Source organism: Arthrobacter pasteuri (genome assembly GCF_054510955.1).
This window is the reverse complement of record NZ_JBTNDO010000003.1, coordinates 1-24,806: the sequence shown is the minus strand read 5'-3', so window position 1 is coordinate 24,806 and position 24,806 is coordinate 1. Positions and strand designations below refer to the sequence as shown.

Sequence of the window (24,806 nt, the reverse complement as noted above, 5' to 3'; positions counted from 1 at the left end):
GGCACTAGGCTCGTGCCATGGAACTTGAGCGCTCCGCCCTCGCCCCGGACACCCTCACCGTCGCCGCAGGACGTCCTCCCCGCGAGCACGATGCGCCCGTCAACCCACCCCTCATCCTCTCGACGACCTACCACGAGACACGCGCGCCGGAGGCGGGCGACCGCATCTACGCGCGCGGCTCCAACCCCACCTGGGACCCGTTCGAGGAGGCGCTCGGGGCCCTCGAGGGCGCCGACCTGCCGGCACTCGTCTTCGGGTCGGGGCTCGGCGCCGCCGCGGCCGCGCTGTCCCTCGTGCCCACCGGCGGTGCCGTGGTCATGCCGCGCCATGCGTATGCCGGATCGATCAGCCTCGCCGCCGACCTCGCCGCACAGGGCCGCTTCGAACTGCGCACCGTGGACATCGCGGACACCCCGGCCGTCCTGGCGGAACTCGACGCGCTCGCCGCCCGGTTCGACGCCGGCCAGGTGATGCTGTGGCTCGAGAGCCCCACGAATCCGATGCTCGAGGTCGCCGAGCTGTCCGTCCTGACCGACGCCGCCCATGCGACCGGCGCCGTCGTCGTCGCGGACAACACCTTCAACACGCCCATCGTCCACCGGCCGCTCGAGTCCGGGGTCGACGTCGTGCTCCACTCGGTCACCAAGTGGCTCGCCGGTCACTCCGACGTCGTCCTCGGGGCGCTGATCACCTCGGATGCGGCGCTCCGCGACCGGCTCCTGGCGCACCGGACCCTGCACGGTGCCATCGCGGGTCCGTTCGAGGTGTGGCTCGCCCTGCGCGGGCTGCGCACCCTCGCCCTGCGCATGGAGCGGAGCCAGGGGACCGCGGCCTCGCTGGCACTCCGGCTCGCGGACCACCCCGCCGTCCGCCGCGTGCGCTACCCGGGCCTCCCCACGGATCCGGGGCACGAGCGCGCCGCCGCGCAGTTCAACGGCTTTGGCGGCATCGTCAGCATCGAGCTCGACGACGTCGCCACGGCCGATGCGCTCGTCGCCGCCGTCCGCCTGTGGCTGCCGGCCACCTCGCTCGGCGGAGTGGAATCGCTGGTCGAACGGCGACGGCGGCAGCCCGCCGAACCGGTCACGGTACCGGAGGCCCTCGTGCGCCTGTCCGTCGGCATCGAGAACCCCGAGGACCTGTGGGCGGACCTCGACTCCGCGCTCCGCGTCGCGGCCGGCCTACGCGACGGCGGGCTCTGACCCTCCGGAAGCGCGGAGAGGTCGGCGGCCGGTTCGGACAGGTTGTGCATGCAGGGTCGGAATCGGCGGTGCACCGCTGCAGGCAGGCCCGGTAAGCTGGATCCGTGGCTCTCGTCTTCGAAATCCAGCGTTACCTGTACCTCGTGCTCGGCCTGATCGCCCTGGGCATCGAGGTATGGGCCTTCTCCGACTGCCTGCGACGTCCCGGGACGGCCTTCGAAGCCGCCTTCAAGCGCACCAAGGGTTTCTGGCTCGCCCTCACCGGGGGTTCCGTCGTCGTCGGCCTGCTGTCCGCACTCGGAGGCGGCGGCTTCAACCTCTTCCAGATCGTCGCCATCGTCGCGGCATGCGTGTACCTCGCGGACGTGAAGCCGGCCGTCAGCCAGACCTCGGGCCGCGGCGGCAACTACGGCCCCTACGGACCCTGGTAGGACACTAGCCGGGCCTCACGGCCTCCCATGCCACGGTGATCTCGCCGAGGCGCCAGCGTGATGCGCCGTCCAGCAACGGCCAGCCATCCGCTTTCAGCGCGCCGCACATCGCCACCCACCGCTGCCGGTGGCCGAAGGACGCGAGGGCTGCGGCGTCGAGCCAGGCCCGGTCGAGGGCCCGAAGGTAGGCGTGGACCGGTTCGCCCTCCACGTTGCGGTGGATCAGTGCCTTGGGCAGCCGTTCCGCCACGTCGGAGGGGAGGGTGAACGCGCCGAACCGCAGCGAGATGCTCAGCGACACAGGTCCGCCGGTGTCGAGGGCAGCCCACGTGGACCGCCGCCCGATCTCGTCGCACGTCCCATCGATGAACAGCCCGTCGGGTGCGAGCCGGGAGCGGACCTCGTCCCAGTACGCCGCGTACTCGTCCTCCCCGTATTGCCGCAGCACGTTGAACGCGCGCACGAGGACCGGTAGCCGGCCATCCAGCGGAAGCTCGAAGCCGCCCTGCCGGAACGTCAGCCCGGGCCGTGCGAGGGGTTCGGCGGCCGCCACGCGCGCCGGGTCGATCTCGATCCCGACCACCTCGACGTCGGCCCGCACGGACCGCAGGCGCGTGAACAGTTCGACGGCCGTGACCGGAGCCGCGCCGTACCCGAGGTCGACCACGAGCGGATCGGCGGCCCGACGGAGCCGGTGCCCCTGGGGCCCTGCGAGCCAGCGGTCCACCCGGCGGAGCCGGTTCGGGTTCGTGGTGCCGCGGGTGATGGTCCCGAGCGGCTTCGGGGGACGGGGACGCGGGGGCACCCATCAAGGCTAGGGCACGCGACCGATCGCACTGTTGATCCGGACAGCTCAACAGCGCCGCTTAACACTGGTAACACTGGCGGAACAGGGTGGGCCGGAATGACCGGCGCAGCGCGATACGGCAGACTAGGAGCCATGACCTACACACTGATCCTGCTGCGCCACGGGCAGAGCGAATGGAACGAGAAGAACCTCTTCACCGGCTGGGTGGACGTCGCCCTCACGGAGAAGGGCCGCGAGGAAGCCACCCGCGGAGGCCATCTCCTGACCGAGGCCGGCATCCTTCCCGACATCGTCTACACGTCCCGGCAGAAGCGCGCCATCATCACCGCGAACCTCGCGCTGGAGGCCGCCGACCGCAGCTGGATCGACGTCAAGCGCAACTGGCGCCTGAACGAGCGCCACTACGGAGCGCTGCAGGGCAAGGACAAGGCCCAGACCCTCGCGGAGTACGGCGAGCAGCAGTTCATGGAATGGCGCCGGTCCTACGACACCCCGCCGCCGCCCCTCGACGACACCAGCGAGTACTCGCAGGCCGACGACCCGCGCTACGCGGACCTCGGCGACGACGTCCCGCGCACCGAGTGCCTCAAGGACGTCCTCGAGCGCTTCCTGCCGTACTGGGAGTCGGACATCACCGTGGACATCAGGGCCGGCAGGACTGTGCTGATCGCCGCCCACGGAAACTCCCTCCGTGCCCTCGTGAAGCACCTCGACGGGATCAGCGACAAGGACATCGCGGCGCTGAACATCCCCACCGGCATCCCGCTCGTGTACGAGCTCGACGAGGACCTCAAGCCCGTCAAGGCCGGCGGTACCTACCTCGATGCCGACGCGGCAGCCGCAGCCATCGAGGCCGTGGCGAACCAGGGCAAGCACTAGCATCGCCCCGACGGATCCTCGGGTATCAGACGCAACGACGGCGACCCCTCGGGGCCGCCGTCGTTGCGTTCACTGCAGGTCCGGCGAGTTCAGCTCAGCGGAGCGCTGGGCTGCCATTCGCCGGTGACGAGGTAGGCCACCTTGCGGGCCACCGAGACGCCGTGATCCGCGAAGCGCTCGTAGTAGCGGCTGGCAAGGGTGACATCGACGGTCGTCGGCGCGGTCTCGTTCCAGTCCTCCGCGGCGACGGCCTTGAAGACGCCGGCGTGCAGTTCGTTGACGCGGGCGTTCGCGGCGTTGATCTCGTTGCTCAGCTCGAGGTTCCGGGTCTCGAGGAGCTCCGTGACCTTGAGTGCGATCTGCACGTCGAGCTCGGCGAGTTCGTCGAATGTCGGCCGGATACCCTCCGGGATCACGTTCGCGGGGTACCGCAGGCGCGCGAGCTGCGCCACGTGGCGCGCCAGGTCGCCCATCCGCTCGAGCGACGCGCTCATCCTCAGCGCACCGACGATCATGCGGAGATCGGAGGCCACGGGTCCCTGGAGGGCGAGGATGTCGATCGCCCGCTCGTCGAGGGAGTTCTGCAGGAAGTCGATCCGCGCGTCGGCGGCGATGACCTCCTGGGCGAGCTCGGTGTCGGCACCCTGGAAAGCGCTGTTGGCTTTCTGGATGGCCTCGGACACCAGTTGCGAGATCTCGATCAGCTCCTCGCCGATGTGGTGTAGCTCGGCCTGAAAAACCTTGCGCACGTGGGCGTCCTTCCCTGGAAATATCGGTTCAACCGTTGTCACAGTTCTGCCGACGAGCATTCCAGCCAGCGGTGAACTGTTTCCCCGCTTTACGTGAACGTTAGTTGAACCCCTTACCTATTGCCACCGGATGGGCCGGGGCCCGAAATCGCAGCGCATAAGCTAGGTCCGTGGACCCCCTTCTCCTGACGCTCGTGGCCGGGCTGGTAGGCCTGGCCCTCGGCGTGGGCGGCATGGCAGCGTTCCGGGCGAGCGAGGCGCAGCGGCTCCGGCTCCGCTATGAGGACGAGCCTTCGCTGCCCGACGGTGCGGCCGAGGTGCTCTCGATCATCGGGCGCGCCTACGTCATCGTGGACGCGATCGACGGCGTCGTGCGGGCGAGTCCCGCCGCCTACGCCTTCGGCCTCGTCCGCGGACACACCGTGGTCCACTCCGAACTGCTCGACCTCACGGCACGTGTCCGGCGAGACGGCGTCATCGAGCAGGAGCAGCTCGAGCTTCCCCGTGGCCCCCTCGGGCAGGGGACCATCGTGGTGCAGGTCCGCGTCGCCGCCCTCGGCACCGAATACATCCTGATCCTCGCCGACGATCGCACCGAGATCACCCGGAGCGAGGAGATCCGCAACGACTTCGTCGCCAACGTGTCCCACGAGCTGAAGACGCCGGTGGGGGCTATCTCCCTCCTCGCGGAGGCCATCGACGACGCCGCCGAGGACGAGGTGGCCGTGCGCCGGTTCGCCCAGCGCATGCACAAGGAGTCCGGCCGGCTGTCCGCCCTCGTCCAGGACATCATCGAGCTCTCCCGGCTGCAGGGCGCCGACGTCGTGCGCCGCGGGAAGCCCGTGGACGTCAATTCGGTCATCGCCGAGGCCGTGGACCGCAACAAGCTGCCCGCCGAGAGCAAACAGATCGACATCGTCGTCGGCGGCTCGGTCTCCCTGCCCGTGTACGGCGACCGCGACCTCCTGATGACGGCCTTCCGCAACCTCATCGACAACGCGATCCGCTACTCGCCGGAGGGTACCCGCGTCGGCGTGGGTGTCCGGTCCCGGGACGGCCTCGTCCAGGTCTCGGTCACCGACCAGGGTCCGGGAATCACGCCCGAGGAGCAGGAACGCATCTTCGAACGCTTCTACCGCATCGACGCCGCGCGGTCCCGCCAGACCGGCGGCACCGGCCTGGGCCTCAGCATCGTCAAGCACGTCGTGTCCAACCACGGCGGCGAGGTGACGGTGTGGTCGCAGGCCGGCCAGGGAAGCACCTTCACCGTCCGCCTACCCGAGATGGAGAGCGCCCCCGATGACGGCGGAGCCGGGTCGACGGGGCAGCAGTCCGACCGGAAGACCGTCAAGAAGGGCAGCGCCGCTGTCCAGGAGCAGGGAGTCAAGGCGTGAGCCGCATTCTGATCGTTGAGGACGAGGAGTCGTTCAGCGACCCGCTGTCCTACCTCCTCGGCAAGGAAGGCTTCGAGGTGTCCGTGGTGGACAACGGCCTCGACGCCGTCACCGAGTTCGACCGCGCGGGCGCGGACCTCGTGCTGCTGGACCTCCAGCTTCCGGGACTGTCCGGCACGGAGGTCTGCCGCCAGCTGCGCCAGCGCTCCAATGTCCCGGTCATCATGCTCACGGCGAAGGACGCGGAGATCGACAAGGTGGTGGGGCTGGAGCTCGGCGCCGACGACTACGTCACGAAGCCGTACTCCTCGCGCGAGCTCGTGGCCCGCGTGCGGGCGGTGCTCAGGCGCCAGGGCGAACCCGAGGAGCTCGTCTCCAGCACGGTCCAGGCCGGGCCCGTCCGGATGGACATCGAACGCCATGTGGTGAGTGTCGACGGCGAGCAGGTGGCCCTCCCGCTCAAGGAGTTCGAGCTGCTGGAGATGCTGCTCAGGAACTCGGGCAGGGTCCTGACACGCGGCCAGCTGATCGACCGTGTCTGGGGGTCGGACTACGTGGGGGACACGAAGACCCTCGACGTGCACGTCAAGCGGCTGCGCAGCAAGCTGGAGCCTGATCCCTCGAACCCCCGCTACCTCATCACGGTCCGCGGCCTCGGTTACAAGTACGAGCCCTGAGCCGCACCCCGCGTTTCCCTCCGGCTCGGGACGACAGGAATGACCGGTCGAGGGACCCCTGGGGAGTCTTCTGCCCTTCGGCGGCCTTCACGGCAGCCTTCACGGCAGGCGGAGTGCCGCGGAGAAAGGAATGCCCGCTTCCGATCGATCGGAGGCGGGCATTTCGGCTGCTGGAGGTGCGGGCGGGGAGAGGTTCCTAGCCCCCGTGAGCTCCTTCGGCGGCTTCCTCTGTCGCGGCGGGCTCGCTCGGCCGGGGAGTGTATCCGCCGGGTACGTACTCGCGGTATTCCTCCAGCGTCCCGTCGAGCACCGGTACCTCGAAGGTCGCCTCGTCGCCCTGGACCGCGAAGTCGACGTCGATCAGCGAACCCGGGGTGTCCGGCAGTCCCTCGAGCGTGGCGTCGTCCGCCGACTCGTCCTCGAACCTGTACTCGCCCTGGCCCGCGATCGTGACGCTGGTGGCCGCGCCGCCGGCCTGGATGGAGAGGTCGACCGGCTGGTCGCTCGTGTTGAACACGGTGCCCACCAGGCGGCCTGCGGTCTCGTCGTCGCGCCCGACCACCAGGACGTTGCGCAGCAGCACCGGCCCGATGTCCTTCACGATGCCGTCCGACGCTGCGTACGGCGCCGTGGTCGACTGGTCCGTGGTGAAGCTGCAGCCGGAGACACCCAGCATCAGCAGCACGGCGCCGGCAGCAACGGCCTGCTGCGCTCGGTTCTTCGGTGCACAATTCACAGCACAAACTCCTGGGGTTCAACAGGCGGGACAAGGGTGCGATCCGGTGCGGACCTACCCAACAGACTATCGGCAATGGCGCGGAATCGTGGTGTTGGTTTCGTCCGCCGGGAGGCACCCGGATCACCAAAAGGCCCCCGCGTCAAGAGGCGAATGATAGCCAATTGAGCTTGATTCGGCCCTCTGACCTGCGAAAACGCATCGTCGGGCGTGTCGTTGCCGTGATAAACTGATTGACGGGAAAGGGGAAAGTCCACATGGTTTTTGAGGTCGGCGAAACAGTTGTTTACCCTCACCACGGCGCAGCGAAGATCGAAGAGATCAAGATGCGCGTCATCAAGGGCGAAGAGAAGATGTATCTCAAGCTCAAGGTGGCACAGGGTGATCTGACGATAGAAGTACCAGCAGAGAACGTTGACCTCGTAGGGGTTCGTGACGTAGTCGGCAAGGAGGGCCTCGAGCATGTGTTCGACGTCCTGCGGGCCGAATTCACGGAAGAGCCCACGAACTGGTCGCGCCGCTACAAGGCGAACCTCGAGAAGCTCGCCTCCGGCGACGTCATCAAGGTCGCAGAAGTAGTCCGCGACCTCTGGCGCCGCGACCACGACCGCGGCCTGTCGGCCGGTGAGAAGAGGATGCTCGCGAAAGCGCGGCAGATCCTGATCTCCGAGCTCGCCCTGGCGGAGAAGACCGATGAAGAGAAGGCCGCAAGCGTTCTCGACGAGGTCCTCGCCTCCTAGGAGACGTGCTCGACGCGAAAGAGGGACCCTCGGGTCCCTCTTTTTTGTTGCCCTGTCATAGGGTGACGGAGTGTCCGAGAAGAATCCGCAGTCCGTCCGAGCCGAGGTCGGTGTCGTCCTGGTCGCCGCCGGGTCCGGACAGCGGCTCGGGCAGGGAATCCCGAAGGCGCGCGTGCTGTGCGGTGGGCGGACCCTCCTCGAGCACTCGCTGGAGTCCGTCGTCGCGTCGGGCGTCGCGGCGTCCGTCGTCGTGGTCCTCCCCGCAGGCGACGCCGTCCTGTCCGCCGTCGTCGACCAGGCAGGGCGGCGTGCCGCAGGCGACGGGACGGTGCGGATCACGGCGGTGGCCGGCGGAGCGACACGGGCAGCCTCCGTCCGTGCGGGCCTCCATGTGCTGCCGCCGTCGACCGCCGTCGTCCTGGTCCATGACGCCGCCCGTGCGCTCACCCCGCCCGCGGTCTTCCATCGGGTCGCGGCCGCCGTCCGTGCAGGCGCGCCCGCGGTCATTCCGGTGCTGCCCGTGGTGGACACGGTGAAGGTCGTGACGGGGGATGTCGTCACGGCGACGCCCGACCGCGCCGTCCTGCGCGCCGTGCAGACCCCCCAGGGGTTCGACGCCCACGCGCTGCGGGCAGCCCATGAGAGCGTCACGGCCTCCGACCCCGGCGTGACGGACGATGCCATGCTCCTGGAGGCCCAGGGCGCCATGGTGCGCGTCGTCGAAGGGGACGCCCTCGCCTTCAAGGTCACCACGCCCCTGGACCTCGTCATCGCCGAGGCGGTCCTCGCTGCACGGCAGGCCGGGACATCGCCGGGCGCCCCGGCCGAGATGCTGCCCGGGACGCCGCCAGGGACGCCTCCAAGGACAGAGTCCGGGACCTCGGCCGGGAGGCACCGCGAAACCCTTCCCGAGACACCGCCCAGGACGCCGCCCGCGGCACCCTGACGCACCCACTCCCACCGCCGACCAGCAGGAGCAGCCGTGTACCTCAATGAACACCTCCACCTTCCCCGCACCGGGATCGGCGTGGACGTCCATGCCTACGCATCCGACGGGGACCCCGCTCCGCTGTGGCTCGCGGGCCTGCTGTGGGAGGGTGAGCGCGGGCTGTCGGGCCACTCCGACGGCGACGCCGTCGCGCACGCGGCAGCCGACGCGCTGTTCTCCGCCGCGGGCGTGGGGGACCTCGGAACGCACTTCGGCACCGCCCGACCCGAGTACGCCGGCGCCTCGGGCTCCACCCTGCTGTCGTCGGCCGCCGCGATCGTCCGGGACGCCGGATTCGACATCGGCAACATCGCCGTCCAGCTCATCGGCAACCGCCCCAAGTTCGCGCCCCGCCGCGCCGAGGCGGAGGCAGCCCTGTCCGACGCCGCGCAGGCGCCGGTCAGCATCTCGGCCACCACCACCGACGGCCTCGGGCTCACCGGCAGGGGAGAGGGCGTCGCAGCGATCGCCACCGCCGTCGTCGTGCGGTCCTCGTCCCGTGCGGCCTCCGCTCGTCCGGAAGGCTGACGGGACCCGACGGGTAATCTGGAGCGGTGAGCCTGCGATTCTATGACACCGCCCGCGCCGAGGTGCGCCCCTTCGAGCCACTGGAACCGGGCAGGGCGAGCCTCTACTACTGCGGTGCCACGGTGCAGGGCATGCCGCACGTCGGGCACGTGCGGTCCGCGATCGCCTTCGACCAGCTGACCCGGTGGCTGGAGGCGCGGGGCCTGCGCGTCACCGTCGTCCGCAACGTGACGGACATCGACGACAAGATCCTCGCCAAGTCCTCCGACTCGTTCCGCGAGGGCGCCGCCGAGCGTGACCCGTCGGTCGTGCCGGAGGAGCAGTGGTGGGCCCTGGCCTACCGGTTCGAGCAGGAATTCCAGCGCGCCTACACGACCCTCGGCGTCCGCCCGCCCACGTACGAGCCCCGGGCCACCGGCCACATCCCCGAGATGCACGCCCTCATCCAGCTCCTGATCGACCGCGGCCATGCGTATCCGGCGTTGGACGACTCGGGCGACGTCTACTTCGACGTGCGCTCCTGGCCCGCCTACGGCAGCCTGACCCGGCAGGACATCGACGACATGCAGGCCGCGCCCGACGCCGACCCGCGGGGTAAGAAGGATCCGCGCGACTTCGCGCTGTGGAAGGGCTCGAAGGACACGGACCCGGCCACGGCGTCGTGGACCAGCCCCTGGGGTGCCGGGCGTCCGGGCTGGCACCTCGAATGCTCGAGCATGGTCACCAAGTACCTCGGCACCGAGTTCGACATCCATGGCGGTGGCCTGGACCTGCGGTTCCCGCACCACGAGAACGAGATGGCCCAGTCCCAGGCCGCGGGACACGCCTTCGCGCGCTTCTGGATGCACAACGGCATGGTGACGTACGGCGGCGAGAAGATGTCGAAGTCGATCGGCAACACCGTGAGCCCGCAGGAGATGGTCGACGCCGCCGGCCCCCGGGTGGTGCGCTACTACCTCGGGCAGGCCCACTACCGGTCGGTGCTCGACTACCGGGAGACGTCGCTGCAGGAAGCGGGCGCTGCCGTGTCCCGGATCGACGGGTTCATCGCCAAGGCCTCCGCCCGCCTCGGAGGACCGTCCCCCGCACCGGGACGGGCCGGCGCAGCCGACCTGCCGCAGGCCTTCGCCGAGGCGATGGATGACGACCTCAACGTGCCGCAGGCCCTCGCCGTGCTCCACACCACGGTCCGCAGCGGCAACACGGCCCTCGCTGCGGGCGACGACGATGCCGTCCGCAGCAGCCTCGCCGCCGTCCTCGCGATGACCGGTGTCCTCGGGCTCGACGACGCCGGGGACCCGGCGGCCACGGCGATCGCGGCGGAAGCCGGGGTCACGAAGGCGCTCGACGCGCTCATCGGAGACCGGCTGGCCGAACGCAGCGAGGCCCGGGGCGCCCGGGACTGGGCGAGGGCGGATGCGATCCGCGACGCCCTGGCAGCAGCAGGGATCACCATCGAGGACTCCGCGGAGGGCGCGCGCTGGGCACTCTCCGGGGACTAGCACGCCAGGCGCCGGCCCGGGTCCGCCCGCCCGCGGCGCTCGTATTCCGGCCGGTGCCGGTATACGGCACCGGCTCCGCGTAAACTGGAGAAGATTCTTCTTCTATATAAAGGTGTTCTTCCATGGCCAGTCACGGACGTCCAGGCGCGGTTCGCAAAACGAAAAAGGGCCCCACCATCGGCACCGGCGGACACGGACGCAAGTCGCTCGAGGGCAAAGGCCCCACTCCTAAGGCGGAGGACCGCCCGTACCACAAGGCGTTCAAGAACAAGGAGCTGTCGGAGCGCTCGGCTGCCAAGCGTGCCGGCGGCAAGAGCGCCGGAACGGGACGCACCAAGGGCAAGGCCGCCGAGGAGGTCGTCACAGGTCGCAACTCCGTCGTCGAGGCCCTCCGCGCCGGCATCCCGGCCAAGGCACTCCACGTCGCCATCCGCATCGAGATGGACGACCGCGTGCGCGAGTCGCTGAAGATGGCCGCCGAGCGCGGCATCCCCGTGATGGAGACCGGCAAGCCGGAACTCGACCGCATGACGGACGGCGCCGTGCACCAGGGCCTCATGCTGCAGATCCCGCCCTACGAGTACGCCGACGCGCTGGACCTCGTCGACGAGACGATCGATCGGTACAAGCGGGGACACATCGGGAACGCGCCGCTCTTCGTGGCCCTCGACGGCATCACCGACCCCCGCAACCTCGGGGCCATCATCCGCTCGGCGTCCGCGTTCAGCAGCCACGGCGTCATCGTGCCGGAGCGCCGCTCGGTCGGAGTGACGGCGTCGGCCTGGAAGACCAGCGCCGGTGCGGCCGTCCGTGTCCCCGTCGCGCGCGTCGGCAACCTCAATTCGGCGCTGAAGTCCTTCAAGGACAAGGGGATCTTCGTCCTCGGCCTCGACGGCGACGGCGACGTCTCGCTCCCCGCGCTGTCCCTCGGGCGCGACCCGATCTGCATCGTCGTCGGCTCGGAGGGCAAGGGTCTCTCCCGGCTCGTGCGCGAGAACTGCGACCAGATCGTCTCCATCCCCATCGACTCCGCCATGGAGTCGCTCAACGCGTCGATGGCGGTGGGAATCACGCTCTACGAGGTGTCCCGCCAGCGGTCGGCGTGACCCCGGCGTGACGCAACCCGCACAGGCGCTGCCGCCCCACTCCCGCGCCGACTCCCGCGAGTTCCCGCTCGGACTCCACGCCACGAGGGGGACCTGGATCCGGGACGCGCACGCCAACGCCGCCGTCTGGGCCCCCGCCGTCGACTCTCTGGACGTCCACTGGCAGCGGGCCGACGGTTCGTGGACCTCCGAGACGCTGGTGGGGCTCGACGACGGGGTGCACCATGGCGTCGTGGGGCCGGTCGCGCCGGGCGCCCTCTACGCGTTCTGGCCGACGGGCAAGGAGCTCCCGGGCACGGTCGGAGAGGCACAACTGCTCCTGGACCCGTATGCGCGCGCAGTGGAGACCATCGACACCGCCTCCGGGACCGACGAGCCGCCGGCGCGCGCCTACTACTCCGTCTTCCTCCAGCACGTGTTCGACTGGGGGGAGAGCGAGCGCCCCTCCACGCCCTGGCGCGACACCGTCATCTACGAGGCCCACGTCAAGGGCCTGACAAAACTCCATCCCGACGTGCCGGAGGACCTCCGGGGCACCTACGCCGGCCTGGGACACCCGGTCATGATCGCGTACCTCCGGGAGCTCGGAATCACCGCCGTCGAACTCCTGCCCATTCACTTCTCCATCGACGAGCCGCACCTCGAGCCCCTTGGACTCAGCAACTACTGGGGCTACAACACCCTCGGGTTCTTCTCGGCGCAGACCTGCTACGCCACCGCGGCGGCACAGGCGGCAGGACCGGCTGCGGTGCTCGACGAGTTCAAGGGCATGGTGCGCGCGCTCCACGAAGCGGGCCTCGAGGTTCTCCTCGACGTCGTGTACAACCACACCGCCGAGGGCCCGCAGTACCGTCCCGCGCTGTGCTGGCGCGGGCTGGGGGACAGGGACTACTACCGGCACGACGACGCAGGCAGGTACATCGACACCACCGGCTGCGGCAACAGCCTGGACTTCTCGCAGCCGCGGGTCGTGGAATTCGCGCTGGATTCGCTGCGCTACTGGGTCGACGAATGCCAGATCGACGGGTTCCGCTTCGACCTCGCGGTCACCCTCGCACGGGACGAGCACAACACCTTCACGCCGGACCACCCCTTCCTCGCGGCGGTCCGCGACCTCGCCGCCGAGCACAACACCAAGCTCATCGCAGAACCCTGGGACATCGGGCCGGACGGCTGGCAGACGGGACAGTTCCCCGTCGGCTGGGCGGACTGGAACGACGGCTTCCGTGACACGGTCCGCGACTTCTGGCTCCACGACGTCGCCGCGATCACGGCCGGACACACGGCCTCCTCGCCCGGGCGCCTGGCCGGCAAGCTCGCCGGGTCGGCCGAGACGTTCGCCTCGTCCGGACGGAGCCCGCTGGCCTCGATCAACATGGTCACGGCCCACGACGGCTTCACGCTCGCCGACCTGACGGCGTACGAGCGCAAGCACAACGAAGACAACGGCGAGGGCAACCGCGACGGGCACAACGACAACCGCAGCTACAACCACGGTGCCGAGGGGCGCACGGAGGACGAGGCCATCCTCGCGGCCCGCGAGAAGAGTGCGCGGAACCTCATGGCCTCCCTGCTGATCTCGCTGGGCGTTCCCATGATCACGGCGGGCGACGAGTTCGGCCGGACACAGCACGGCAACAACAACGCGTACTGCCAGGACAACGAGCTCGGCTGGGTGCAGTGGGTGCACTGGCCCGACGACGCGCCCTCGCGGCGCATGCTGGGCGCGACCCGCGCGCTCCTGTCCATCCGCCGGGACTTCCTGGCCGCGCAGCCCCCCTCGTTCCCCACCCCCGACGATCAGTCGGCACTGCTGTGGTTCAGTGCGGCGGGACTCCCGATGACCGCCCACGAATGGGACGACCCGCGGACCCGGACCGTCCAGCTGCTGCTCGGCTCTCCGGGCGGAACCATCAACGGGCTCGTCGTGATCAACGGCTCGCCCCACGAGACGCGGATCCACCTTCCCTCTGCCTGGATCCTGCAGGGGCAGGGCGTCGACGGGGAGCAGCCGCGCTGGTTCAGCCAGACCTTCGACTCGGCCGCATGGCAGCCGTCGTCCGGCATCCCCCGGCTGCGGTCGGGCGAGGCCGACACCGTGGCAGGCGTCTCGATCCGTATCTACCGTTGCTGACCCGCCCGCCCCGTCGGGGGCGGTGATGATCAGGCGTTGACGACGAGCCCGAGCTCGGCCTTCGTCGCGAGGGTCGAATGCTTCGGGAGCACCCGCACGGTGTAGCCGAAGGACCCGGAGTGGTCGATGCGGATACCGCCTGTGAAGAGGTAGCGTCCGCTGCCGAGGTTCTCGGCGACGTCCAGGTCCTCGACCGTGACGTCGCTCAGCTCGTCGCTGTCGAGGGCCCGGCCGTAGGCCACCTCGACCGAGACGTCGTCGGGGTTCAGCCCGCCGAGCGCCACGTAGGCGTTGACCGTGAGCGAATCGCCGATCTGCGGGTCCTCCGAGACGCCCGTGGAGTCGACGTGTTCCACCTGGACGGCGGGCCAGCTGCCCTGGACGCGTGAGCGCCAGGCGGCGGTCCTCTTCGCGAGCGCGAAGGAGTCGGCCGCGGCAGCCTGGCCGGAGCGCCAGGCCGGGCGGTACAGCTTCTCGACGTAGTCCTGCAGCATACGGTCCGCCGAGACGGCAGGGCCGAGGGTCGCCATCGTGTGCTTGATCATGGCGATCCACTGGTGGGGGACGCCGTCGCGGGAGGGCTCCGAGGGGCCGGCGGCTCCTGCTCCCTCCGCGGGCACCAGCGAGTAGAAGCGAGGACCCACCTGGGTCTCGAGGAGGTCGTACAGCGCCGCCGCCTCGATGTCGTCGCGTTCGTCGGCCGAGGCGCCGTTGTTGGCGGTGGGGATCGCCCAGCCGTTGTCGCCGTCGTACATCTCGTCCCACCAGCCGTCGAGGACGGACAGGTTCAGGCCGCCGTTGATGGCGGCCTTCATCCCGGACGTGCCGCACGCCTCGAGCGGGCGCAGCGGGTTGTTCAGCCAGACGTCGCAGCCGGGGAAGAGCGTGCGGGCCATGGCGATGTCGTAGTTGGGCAGGAAGACGATGCGGTGGCGCACCTCGGGGTCGTCCGTGAAGCGGACGAGGTCCTGGATCATGCGCTTGCCCTGCTCATCGGCAGGGTGCGACTTGCCGGCGATCACGAGCTGGATCGGGTGCTCCGGGTGCAGGAGCAGCGCCTTGAGGCGTGCCGGGTTGCGCAGCATGAGCGTCAGCCGCTTGTAGGTCGGTACACGGCGGGCGAAGCCGATGGTGAGGACGTCCGGGTCCAGCACCGAGTCCGTCCAGGCCAGTTCGGCGTCGGCGGCGCCGCGCTTCTTCCAGGAGGCACGCAGTCGCTGGCGCACGTCGTCGACGAGGTTGGACCGCAGGCTGCGGCGCAGGGCCCAGATGTCCTTGTCGGGGACGTCGTAGACCTTGCTCCACTGGGGATCGAGGACCGATTCGGCGCCGAAGTTGGCGCGGGCGAAGTCGGCGATCTGCGGGTCGACCCAGCTCGGGACGTGCACCCCGTTGGTGACGGAGGTGATGGGGACCTCGCGCGTGTCGAATCCCGGCCAGAGACCGGAGAACATGCCACGCGAGACCTCGCCGTGCAGCTTCGCCACGCCGTTGGCGCGCTGCGCGAGGCGCAGGCCCATCACGGCCATGTTGAACTTCGACGGATCGCCGTCGGCGTAGTTCTCGGCACCGAGGGCCAGGACGCGGTCCGTGGGCACGGACGGCGCCAGGCCGGCGTGGAAGAAGTGCTCGATCTGGGACCGGTCAAAGCGGTCGATACCCGCCGGGACCGGCGTGTGCGTGGTGAACACCGTCGACGCGCGGCCTGCCGCCAGCGCCTCTTCCCAGCTCATCGGAGACTCGTTCGAGGGGTCCATCAGTTCGCGGATGCGCTCGATGCCGAGGAAGCCCGCGTGGCCCTCGTTGGTGTGGAACACCTCGGGAGCGGGCGTGCCGGTGAGCCGCTGGAAGATGCGGAGTGCCTTGACGCCGCCCATGCCGAGGAGGAGTTCCTGCTGCAGGCGCTGGTCCCCGCCGCCGCCGTAGAGGCGGTCGGTGACGTTGCGGGCCGCCTCGTCATTCTCGGAGACGTTGGAGTCGAGAAGCAGCAGGGGGACGCGGCCGACGTCGGCGCGCCAGATGTGAGCCGACAGCTGGCGGCCGTTCGGCAGGGGCAGCACGACCTTCGCGGCGGAGCCGTCCTCCTCGCGGAGCAGCGTCAGCGGCAGGCCGTCGGGGTCGAGGACGGGATAGGTCTCCTGCTGCCAGGCATCACGGGAGAGGGACTGTTTGAAGTAGCCGGCCTGGTAGAGCAGTCCGACGCCGATGAGGGGCACGCCGAGGTCGGAGGCGGACTTCAGGTGGTCGCCGGCCAGGATGCCCAGGCCGCCGGAGTACTGGGGCAGGACGGCGCTGATGCCGTACTCGGGAGAGAAGTAGGCGATGCTGCGGGGGGCGTCGTCACCGAGACCCTGGTACCAGCGCGGCGCCGTCAGGTAGTCGTCGAGGTCCGCGCCGAGCTCCTGGATGCGCTGCACCAGCTTCTCGTCGGCGGCGAGCTGGTGCAGTTTCTCCCGGGTGACGGAGCCGAGGAAGGCCACGGGATCGTGGCCGCTCTCCTCCCATGCGGCGCGGTCGATCTCCTCGAAGAGACGCGAGGTCGGCAGGTGCCATGACCAGCGGAGGTTTCCCGCCAGTTTGCCGAGCGGCGCGATGTTCTGGGGGAGGACGGTTCGGACGGTAAATCTGCGGATTGCCTTCACCCCGGTTACGCTAGCGCACTTGCACGGCCGCGCGGGAGGGCGCACCGTGCAACGGCGTGCGTAATACGGAGCCCTTCGCGATGTTACGCAAAGCCCCCTTAGCATTTCCGCCCATTACTCGCTAACGTCGTACGGGTGACGACCACTACCGAGCAGAACCGAAATGTCCAGTATCCCGAGGGACTCCGTTTTGGCCGTATCCCCATCACGGCCGTGACGCCTGTTATCGAGGACGGCCGCTTTCCCGCCAAGGGGATCCCCGGCTCTGACATCGCTGTGGGCGCGACCGTGTTCCGGGAAGGCCACGACCAGCTGGGCGTGTCAGCCGTCCTCTACGACCCCCGCGGCAAGGAGGTGCAGCGCGTCCGCATGACGCCAGTGGGATCCGGGCTGGACCGCTGGGCAGGCACCCTGACCCCGCGCACCAAGGGCCTGCACACCTTCACCATCGAGGGGTGGTCCGATCTCTTCGGCACCTGGGAGCACGATGCGACGATCAAGATCACGGCAGGGGTCGACGTCGAGCTGATGCTGGCGGAGGGGGCCGCCCTCTTCACCCGGGCGGCCGGGGAGCGCTCGGCGCGCGACGCCGCACTCTTCCGCCGTGCCGCCGACGCCCTCGCGGACACGTCCCAGAGTGTCGAGGCACGCCTCGCCGCCGGGTTGTCCCTGCAGATCCACGAGGCGATCGCACGCCAGCCCATCCGGTCGCTGGTCACCGCCTCACAGGCGTACCCGATCAATGTGGAGCGCGAACTGGCAGGCCGTGCCGCCTGGTACGAGTTCTTCCCCCGCTCCGAGGGCGCCACCTACGATCCCGAGACGGCCGAGTGGACGTCAGGCACCTTCCGCGAGGCCACCAAACGCCTCGACGCGGTCGCGGCCATGAACTTCGACGTCGTGTACCTCCCGCCGATCCACCCCATCGGGCGGACGCACCGGAAGGGGCCGAACAACACCCTGACCGCCGGCCCCGGCGATCCCGGATCGCCCTGGGCCATCGGCTCCGAGGCCGGAGGCCATGACGCCATCCACCCGGACCTCGGGACCTTCGAGGATTTCGACGCCTTCGTGGCCCGTGCCAACGAGCTGAACCTCGAAGTCGCCCTCGACCTCGCGCTGCAGGCCTCACCCGACCACCCCTGGGTGACCTCGCATCCCGAGTGGTTCACCACCCGTGTCGACGGGTCCATCGCCTATGCCGAGAACCCCCCGAAGAAGTACCAGGACATCTACCCGATCAACTTCGACAACGATCCGAAGGGCCTGTCGAAGGAGGTCCTCCGGATCGTCCTCATGTGGATCCAGCACGGCGTGAAGATCTTCCGGGTCGACAACCCGCACACCAAGCCGGTGCAGTTCTGGGAGTGGCTGATCGCCCGCGTGAACAAGAAGCACCCGGACGTCATCTTCCTCGCCGAGGCCTTCACCCGGCCGCCGATGATGCATGCGCTCGGCCGGGCCGGGTTCCAGCAGTCGTACTCCTACTTCACGTGGCGCAACACCAAGACGGAGCTCGAGGAGTACTTCACCGAGATCAGCCAGGTCTCGCCCGCCTACTTCCGGCCCAACTTCTTCGTCAACACCCCCGACATCCTCACCGAGTACCTCCAGTACGGCGGGCCCGCGGCCTTCAAGATCCGGGCCGTGCTCGCTTCCATGGCCAGTCCGCTGTGGGGCGTTTACTCGGGTTACGAGCTGCACGAGCACGTCGCCCGTCCGGGTGCCGAGGAGTACATCGACAACGAGAAGTTCCAGTACCGGCCGCGGGACTACGCCGCCGCCGAGGCCGAGGGACGCTCCCTGGCGCCGTTCATCACCAGACTGAACGCGATCCGCAGGGCGCACCCGGCGCTGGGGGACCTCGAGAACCTCACCGTCCACGGCAGCACGGACACCGCCACCGTGGTCTTCGCCAAGCACAAGCAGACGGCGGAGGGCAAGGACACGATCATCGTCGTCGTCAACGTGGACCCGCACAGCACGAGGGAGAGCACGGTGTCCCTGAACCTCAGCCAGCTGGGGCTGGACGCCGCCGACTTCGACGAGAACGGCACGTTCCTGGTGGACGACCTCATTACCGGCCAGACCTTCACCTGGGGCGAGCACAATTACGTCCGGCTCGATCCCCACGTGGAGCCCGCCCACATTCTCTCGATCAGGAGGCAGCGCTAGTGCCCAACCCCTTCCAGCTCAACGCACCCGGACTGGCCCACGACCCCCACTGGTACCGCAAGGCGGTCTTCTACGAGGTCCTGGTCCGCGGATTCGCCGATGCGAACGGGGACGGCTCCGGCGACCTCTCAGGCCTGATCGACAAGCTGGACTACCTCCAGTGGCTCGGCGTCGACTGCCTGTGGCTGCCACCGTTCTTCAAGTCCCCGCTGCGCGACGGCGGCTACGACATCTCGGACTACTACGACGTCCTCGACGAGTTCGGCTCCCTGGGTGACTTCAAGCGGCTCGTCGCCGAGGCCCACGCCCGCGGCGTGCGGGTCATCATCGACCTGCCCTTCAACCACACCTCGGAGCAGCACCACTGGTTCCAGGAGTCCCGCAGGGACCCCGAAGGCCCGTACGGCGACTTCTACGTCTGGAGCGACACGGACGAGAAGTACCAGGACGCTCGCATCATCTTCGTGGACACCGAGGAATCGAACTGGACGTTCGACCCTGTGCGTCGCCAGTTCTTCTGGCACCGCTTCTTCAGCCACCAGCCGGACCTCAACTTCGAGAACCCCAAGGTGCAGGAGGCCATCTTCGACGTCGTGAAGTTCTGGCTCGACCAGGGCATCGACGGCTTCCGCGCGGATGCCATCCCGTACCTGTACGAGGAGGAGGGCACCAACTGCGAGAACCTGCCGAAGACGCACGAGTTCCTCAAGCGGCTCCGCGCGATGGTGGACGAGAACTACCCGGGCCGCGTCATCATCGCCGAGGCGAACCAGATGCCGGACGAGGTCGTCGAGTACTTCGGTGACGAGGACGGCCCCGAGTGCCACATGTCCTTCCACTTCCCCATCATGCCGAGGCTCTTCTACGCGCTGCGCGACCAGAAGGCTGCGCCCATCATCGAGACGATGAAGGACACCCCGGACATCCCTGCCGGTGCCCAGTGGGGCACCTTCCTCCGGAACCACGACGAGCTCACCCTCGAGATGGTCACCAGCGAGGAGCGCGAGGCGATGCTCGGCTGGTATGCGCCTGACCCCCGCATGCGTGCGAACGTCGGCATCCGCCGGCGGCTGTCCCCGCTGCTCGACAACTCGCGGGCGGAAGTGGAACTGATCCATGCCCTGCTGCTGTCCCTGCCCGGCAGCCCGTTCCTCTACTACGGCGACGAGATCGGTATGGGCGACAACATCTGGCTCGAGGACCGTGACGCGTCCCGGACCCCGATGCAGTGGAACCCGGACCGCAACGCGGGCTTCTCCCCGGTGGACCCCGGCAAGCTGTACCTCCCGGTCGTCCAGTCGCTCGTGTACCACTACAACCACGTGAACGTCGAAGCGCAGATGGCCACGTCCAGTTCGCTCCTGCACTGGGTCCGGCAGATGCTCGCCGTGCGCAAGGCCCACCCGGCGTTCGGGCTCGGCACCTACCGCAACGTCCCCGTCGATTCGGAGCACGTCCTCGCCTTCCTCCGCGAGGTCGACGCGGACAATGCCGAAGGCGAGCCCGCAGAGTCCGTCCTGTGCATCTTCAACCTGTCGCAGCACCCCGTGGCAGTGAAGATGCGACTCCCGGAATTCGCGGGCCGCGGCCTGCGGGACCTCTTCGGTGGGGCGATCTTTCCGGCCTTCGCCGAGGACGGCGAGAACACGCTGACGCTCGGCAGCCACGACTTCTTCTGGCTGCGCGTGCGGTCCGCGAGCTCCAACACGTCGTCCCCCCACACGGAAGCGATGCCCGTCATCCCCCTCCCGGAGGCGATTCGCTCATGACGTCCCACATCCCCTTCGTCCCGGAGATCCTCACGGAATGGCTTCCGTCCCAGCGGTGGTTCCCTGCAAAGGGACCGTCGGTGGACCTGACGGTCGTCGGCGGAACGGTCCTGGAGGATCCTGCCGGTGCCGCCGGCTTCGAGGTGCATTTCCTGGCCGTCGACTCCGGACGGCGGACCGACGTCGTGAGTGTGCCGATCAGCTACCGCAGCGAGCCGCTCGACGACGCCGCGTCCGGCCTCATCGGCCAGGTCGAGCATCCTGACCTCGGTCCGCAGTGGGCCTACGACGCGACCCACGACGCCGACTTCGTGCGTCTGTGGGTCGACTTCCTCCTGCGCGGCGGCAGCACCCCCGACGGGAGGCTCGAAGGCGTCGTCATCAAGGCGCCCGACCACCAGGAGCCGGGCACGGCGCAGCCCGTCAAAGTACTCCAGGGTGAGCAGTCGAACACCTCGGTCGTCTACGGCACCGGCCCCGGATCCATGATCGTGAAGTTCTTCCGCGTCCTCGCCGCCGGTGAGAGCCCCGACGTGCACATCAGCGCCGGGCTCACCGCCGAAGGATCCACCGACACCCCGGACACCTTCGGATGGATCACGGGCACCTGGCAGGAACCGCACGGGGCGCCCGGCCACCACGTGACGGGCCACGTCAGCGTCCTGCGAGACTTCGTCGAGGGAAGCACCGATGCATGGCGTACGGCGTCCTCCGCGGCGTCGTCCGCCACGGACTTCACCAGCCAGGCACGCGGTCTCGGCCAGGCCGTCGCCCGGATCCACCGGCAGCTCGAGGGCGCGTTCGGCAGCCGCACGGCGAGTGACGCCGAGGAGAAGGAGTTCAAGGACGCGCTCGCACAGCGCATCCGCTGGGCGTGGGAGGAAGCGGGCGACGCCGTCGGGCCCCTGGGCGCCGAGGTCGACCGCATCATCAGCGACATCGAAAGCCTCGGGGGCATCCCGCCCCTGCAGCGCATCCACGCCGACCTCCACCTCGGCCAGGTCCTCCAGGCCCCCGACGGCACGTGGCTCATCATCGACTTCGAGGGGGAGCCACTCCGGCCCACCGCGGAGCGGAGCGTCCCCGACGTCCCCCTGCGCGACGTCGTCGGCATGGTCCGCTCGCTGGAGTACGCCGCTGCCTCCCGCGGGGCTGCTCCGGTCGGTTCCCGCGAGGCCGCCGAGACCGAACAGTGGTCCGACGCGGCCCGCGATGCCTTCCTCCAGGGATACGCGGAGGAGGCCGGGGTGCCCGTCGACACGACAGGTCCGCTGTTCCGCGCCCTCTGGCTCGACAAGGCCCTGTACGAAGTCGTCTACGAGATCCGCAACAGGCCGGACTGGGTCGAGATGCCCGTCCGGGATGTCCGACGCGCCCTGGGTGCACAGCCCGGAGCGGACGCTACGAAAGCAGCTGACATGAACCCCCCGAAGAACTCCGGCCCCGACGAGGGCACAGGCGAAGAGACCATCACGGGCAAGGCGGCCAAGGCCGTCGCAGGCACGGCGAAGGCCGTGGCCGGCAAGGCGAAGAGCGCAACGGCAGGACTGGCCGTCAAGGCGAAGGAGGCGGTCGCCTCCTCCGGGCAGGACGACGTCCCCGAGACCTCCACCGGGTCCGCAGCGGCGGACCTGACCCCCGTTCCGGTCGACCCGTCCGTCCTCCACCAGGTCTCGGAAGGCAGCTACTACCAGCCGCATGCCGTGCTGGGCGCACACCTCGGCAACGACGACGTCGTCACCATCCGGACACTGCGCCGCCTGGCCCGGTCCGTCGTCGTCGTCACCGCTTCCGGCCGCACGGAGCTGCACCACGAGCACAACGGCATCTGGGTCGGAGCCCTTCCGGCCGAGAACCCCGGGCACGTGCCCGACTACCGGCTCGAGGTGGCCTACGGCGGCGAACCGGACATCGTCGACGACCCGTACCGGTTCCTGCCGACGCTCGGCGAGATCGACATGCACCTGATCGGCGAGGGCCGGCACGAGACACTGTGGACCGCGCTCGGTGCGCACGTCCGCCACTACTCGTCCACCCTGGGCGACATCGATGGAGTGTCCTTCGCGGTCTGGGCCCCCAACGCGCGCGCCGTGCGTGTCATGGGCGACTTCAACGGCTGGGACGGAACCGTCAACGCCATGCGCGCGCTCGGCAGCTCCGGCATCTGGGAGATTTTCATCCCCGGGGCAGGGGCGGGCACCTGCTACAAGTTCGAGATCCTCGGCAGCGACGGCCATTGGCGCGAGAAGGCCGACCCGATGGCGCGGGGCACCGAGGTGCCACCCCTCACCGGGTCGAAGGTCGTCGAGTCGACCTACGTCTTCGGCGACGACGAGTGGATGGAGGCGCGTGCCGCCGGCGATCCCCACAACGGCCCGATGAGCGTCTACGAAGTGCACCTCGGGTCCTGGCGCCAGGGGCTGAGCTACCGGGAACTCGCCGAGCAGCTCGTGGAGTACGTGTCCTGGCAGGGCTTCACGCACGTCGAGCTCATGCCGGTGGCGGAGCATCCCTTCGGCGGCTCGTGGGGCTACCAGGTGACGTCCTACTTCGCGCCGACCTCGCGCTTCGGTTCGCCGGACGACTTCAAGTACCTGGTCGACAGGCTGCACCAGGCCGGCATCGGCGTCATCATGGACTGGGTTCCCGCGCACTTCCCCAAGGACGCGTGGGCGCTGGCCAACTTCGACGGCGGCACCCTGTACGAGCACGGGGACCCGTTCCTCGGGGAGCACCAGGACTGGGGCACGCTGATCTTCGACTTCGGCCGCCGTGAGGTCCGCAACTTCCTGGTCGCGAACGCCCTCTACTGGCTGGAGGAATTCCACATCGACGGGCTGCGCGTCGACGCCGTCGCGTCGATGCTCTACCTCGACTACTCCCGCGAGGAGGGCCAGTGGCGTCCGAACAGGTTCGGCGGCCGTGAGAACCTCGAGGCCATCTCCTTCCTGCAGGAGGTCAACGCGACCGCCTACAAGAGGGCGCCGGGCATCGTCATGGTCGCGGAGGAGTCGACGGCGTTCGACGGCGTGACCAGGCCCACCAGCTCGGGAGGCCTCGGCTTCGGCATCAAGTGGAACATGGGGTGGATGCACGACACCCTCCAGTACATCTCGGAGGACCCGATCAACCGGGTGCACCACCACGGCAAGGCGACGTTCTCCATGGTGTACGCCTACACCGAGAACTTCATGCTCCCCATCAGCCACGACGAGGTCGTGCACGGCAAGGGTTCCCTGCTGCGGAAGATGCCGGGCGACCGGTGGCAGCAGCTGGCCAACGTCCGCGCGTACCTCGCGTTCCAGTGGGCCCACCCCGGCAAGCAGCTCATCTTCATGGGATCGGAGTTCGCCCAGGAATCCGAGTGGGCCGAGCATCACAGCCTCGACTGGTGGCTCACCGACACCCCCTCGCACAAGGGTGTCCAGGAGCTCGTCCGCACGCTCAACACGATCTACAAGGAGACGCCGGCGCTGTATGCGCGGGACAACGAGCCGGCCGGCTTCCAGTGGATCGACGAGAACGACGGCGAGCACAACACGCTGTCCTTCATCCGCTGGGACCACCAGGGGAACCCGCTCGTGTGCATCGCCAACTTCGCCGGGGGCCCGCACGAGGGCTTCCGGGTCGGACTGCCCTGGGCAGGGGAGTGGACGGAGGTCCTGAACACCGACTCCGAGGACTTCGGTGGGTCGGGGGTCGGGAACCACGGCCTCGTGACCGCCCACGAGGGCGCGCACAACGGTCAGCCGGCCTACGGCGACGTGCGGGTCCCGCCCCTCGGAGTGCTCTACCTGAAGCCGGCCACCTCCTGATCGGAGGCCGGCAGGCCCGGCGGCGGACCCCCTTCCAGAAGGGGGTCCGCCGCCGTTTTACATTCCGGACCGACCGGTGCTACTGTTTATATCCGCGCTGATGAAGACATCTGGTCGGCCGACAACCACACAACCGAGGATCACCTCCTATCCGTATGGATTGGAACAGGGACCGAAGGATGCGGGAACCGGCCGATTTGGAGAAACGGAAGCAGCGGGGTAGGCTTGAAAAGTTGCTTCGGAGCGAGGACACAGCGGTTTGGTTGTGTTTGGTGCCGGTAGCTCCTGTTGTTTGAGAACTCAATAGTGTGCCAAGTTTGTTGATACCGATTGTTTTTTGATTGGTTGAATTTGCTGGTTGCCGCACCCCGTGTGGTGGCTGGTTTTTTTGGCTGGTTTCGAATTTTGTGCAGGGGTGTTGCCCGTTTTCCCGGGTGGTGTCCTTGTGTCTGTAATGCATTTACGGAGAGTTTGATCCTGGCTCAGGATGAACGCTGGCGGCGTGCTTAACACATGCAAGTCGAACGATGA

The 24,806-nt window shown here is 68.9% G+C and carries 18 protein-coding genes and 1 rRNA gene; 15 read left to right on the top strand and 4 right to left on the bottom strand.

The window, feature by feature from the left end; all coding sequences use genetic code 11:
- Positions 1 to 17: 17 nt before the first annotated feature.
- Together ACX80H_RS13355 and ACX80H_RS13350 are read left to right on the top strand one after the other, a co-directional pair.
- Positions 18 to 1,202: a trans-sulfuration enzyme family protein gene (locus tag ACX80H_RS13355; RefSeq protein WP_459313857.1), complete on the top strand. Its 1,185-nt coding sequence runs from the start codon at positions 18 to 20 to the stop codon at positions 1,200 to 1,202.
- Positions 1,203 to 1,306: 104 nt separating this feature from the next.
- A complete protein-coding gene (locus ACX80H_RS13350; protein ID WP_459313856.1) occupies positions 1,307 to 1,633 on the top strand; it encodes a DUF2516 family protein in 327 nt (108 codons plus the stop codon).
- A gap of 4 nt (positions 1,634 to 1,637) precedes the next feature.
- Here the strand turns inward: ACX80H_RS13350 and ACX80H_RS13345 are convergent, their stop codons facing one another.
- A complete protein-coding gene (locus ACX80H_RS13345) occupies positions 1,638 to 2,438 on the bottom strand; it encodes a class I SAM-dependent methyltransferase (protein WP_459313855.1) in 801 nt (266 codons plus the stop codon).
- A gap of 135 nt (positions 2,439 to 2,573) precedes the next feature.
- Between ACX80H_RS13345 and ACX80H_RS13340 the strand changes: the two genes are divergently transcribed.
- On the top strand, positions 2,574 to 3,320 hold the full coding sequence (locus ACX80H_RS13340) for a phosphoglyceromutase (RefSeq protein ID WP_459313854.1): 747 nt from the start codon (positions 2,574 to 2,576) through the stop codon (positions 3,318 to 3,320).
- 89 nt (positions 3,321 to 3,409) lie between these two features.
- Here the strand turns inward: ACX80H_RS13340 and phoU are convergent, their stop codons facing one another.
- A complete protein-coding gene (phoU, locus tag ACX80H_RS13335) occupies positions 3,410 to 4,069 on the bottom strand; it encodes a phosphate signaling complex protein PhoU (protein ID WP_459313853.1) in 660 nt (219 codons plus the stop codon).
- 170 nt (positions 4,070 to 4,239) lie between these two features.
- Between phoU and ACX80H_RS13330 the strand changes: the two genes are divergently transcribed.
- On the top strand, positions 4,240 to 5,463 hold the full coding sequence (locus tag ACX80H_RS13330) for a sensor histidine kinase (protein WP_459313852.1): 1,224 nt from the start codon (positions 4,240 to 4,242) through the stop codon (positions 5,461 to 5,463).
- Entirely contained in the window at positions 5,460 to 6,140 is a 681-nt protein-coding gene (locus ACX80H_RS13325; protein WP_459313851.1) for a winged helix-turn-helix domain-containing protein, read from the top strand. The genes ACX80H_RS13330 and ACX80H_RS13325 overlap by 4 nt, the downstream gene beginning before the upstream one ends.
- A 196-nt stretch (positions 6,141 to 6,336) precedes the next feature.
- On the opposite strand, the gene ACX80H_RS13320 is transcribed toward ACX80H_RS13325, so the two are convergent.
- Positions 6,337 to 6,876, bottom strand: coding sequence for a hypothetical protein (locus tag ACX80H_RS13320; RefSeq protein ID WP_459313850.1), 540 nt, complete (start codon positions 6,874 to 6,876; stop codon positions 6,337 to 6,339).
- Positions 6,877 to 7,133: 257 nt separating this feature from the next.
- On the opposite strand from ACX80H_RS13320, the gene ACX80H_RS13315 reads away from it, so the two are divergent.
- The 6 genes from ACX80H_RS13315 to glgX all read left to right on the top strand — a co-directional run bounded on the left by ACX80H_RS13315 (position 7,134) and on the right by glgX (position 13,874).
- Complete coding sequence (locus ACX80H_RS13315) at positions 7,134 to 7,616, top strand: CarD family transcriptional regulator (protein WP_028280415.1); 483 nt, start codon at positions 7,134 to 7,136, stop codon at positions 7,614 to 7,616.
- A 70-nt stretch (positions 7,617 to 7,686) separates the two neighbouring features.
- Positions 7,687 to 8,562: a 2-C-methyl-D-erythritol 4-phosphate cytidylyltransferase gene (gene ispD, locus ACX80H_RS13310; protein ID WP_459313849.1), complete on the top strand. Its 876-nt coding sequence runs from the start codon at positions 7,687 to 7,689 to the stop codon at positions 8,560 to 8,562.
- A 36-nt stretch (positions 8,563 to 8,598) separates the two neighbouring features.
- Entirely contained in the window at positions 8,599 to 9,132 is a 534-nt protein-coding gene (gene ispF, locus ACX80H_RS13305) for a 2-C-methyl-D-erythritol 2,4-cyclodiphosphate synthase (protein WP_459313848.1), read from the top strand.
- A 26-nt stretch (positions 9,133 to 9,158) separates the two neighbouring features.
- Positions 9,159 to 10,634, top strand: coding sequence for a cysteine--tRNA ligase (gene cysS, locus ACX80H_RS13300; RefSeq protein WP_459313847.1), 1,476 nt, complete (start codon positions 9,159 to 9,161; stop codon positions 10,632 to 10,634).
- A 122-nt stretch (positions 10,635 to 10,756) separates the two neighbouring features.
- The gene (gene rlmB, locus ACX80H_RS13295) at positions 10,757 to 11,740 is read left to right on the top strand and encodes a 23S rRNA (guanosine(2251)-2'-O)-methyltransferase RlmB (protein WP_301223959.1); all 984 of its coding nucleotides are present in this window, start codon (positions 10,757 to 10,759) and stop codon (positions 11,738 to 11,740) included.
- 7 nt (positions 11,741 to 11,747) lie between these two features.
- On the top strand, positions 11,748 to 13,874 hold the full coding sequence (glgX, locus tag ACX80H_RS13290; protein ID WP_459313846.1) for a glycogen debranching protein GlgX: 2,127 nt from the start codon (positions 11,748 to 11,750) through the stop codon (positions 13,872 to 13,874).
- Between the two features lie 29 nt (positions 13,875 to 13,903).
- On the opposite strand, the gene glgP is transcribed toward glgX, so the two are convergent.
- On the bottom strand, positions 13,904 to 16,516 hold the full coding sequence (gene glgP / locus ACX80H_RS13285) for an alpha-glucan family phosphorylase (RefSeq protein ID WP_459313845.1): 2,613 nt from the start codon (positions 16,514 to 16,516) through the stop codon (positions 13,904 to 13,906).
- 135 nt (positions 16,517 to 16,651) lie between these two features.
- On the opposite strand from glgP, the gene ACX80H_RS13280 reads away from it, so the two are divergent.
- The 4 genes from ACX80H_RS13280 to ACX80H_RS13265 all read left to right on the top strand — a co-directional run.
- A complete protein-coding gene (locus tag ACX80H_RS13280) occupies positions 16,652 to 18,691 on the top strand; it encodes an alpha-1,4-glucan--maltose-1-phosphate maltosyltransferase (protein ID WP_459313844.1) in 2,040 nt (679 codons plus the stop codon).
- Positions 18,691 to 20,460, top strand: a complete 1,770-nt coding sequence (treS, locus tag ACX80H_RS13275) for a maltose alpha-D-glucosyltransferase (RefSeq protein ID WP_459313843.1) — start codon at positions 18,691 to 18,693, stop codon at positions 20,458 to 20,460. The genes ACX80H_RS13280 and treS overlap by 1 nt, the downstream gene beginning before the upstream one ends.
- Positions 20,457 to 24,275, top strand: a complete 3,819-nt coding sequence (gene glgB / locus ACX80H_RS13270) for a 1,4-alpha-glucan branching protein GlgB (protein WP_459313842.1) — start codon at positions 20,457 to 20,459, stop codon at positions 24,273 to 24,275. Before treS ends, glgB begins: the two co-directional genes overlap by 4 nt.
- 459 nt (positions 24,276 to 24,734) lie before the next feature.
- Positions 24,735 to 24,806: ribosomal RNA gene (locus ACX80H_RS13265) — 16S ribosomal RNA — on the top strand; the annotation flags it as partial.

Excerpts from the sequence above, each read along its gene's own strand:
- glgB (WP_459313842.1), top strand. The coding sequence starts at position 20,457 with ATGACGTCCCACATCCCCTTCGTCCCGGAGATCCTCACGGAATGGCTT.
- rlmB (WP_301223959.1), top strand. The coding sequence starts at position 10,757 with ATGGCCAGTCACGGACGTCCAGGCGCGGTTCGCAAAACGAAAAAGGGC.
- ACX80H_RS13315 (WP_028280415.1), top strand. The coding sequence starts at position 7,134 with ATGGTTTTTGAGGTCGGCGAAACAGTTGTTTACCCTCACCACGGCGCA.
- ACX80H_RS13355 (WP_459313857.1), top strand. The coding sequence starts at position 18 with ATGGAACTTGAGCGCTCCGCCCTCGCCCCGGACACCCTCACCGTCGCC.
- ACX80H_RS13340 (WP_459313854.1), top strand. The coding sequence starts at position 2,574 with ATGACCTACACACTGATCCTGCTGCGCCACGGGCAGAGCGAATGGAAC.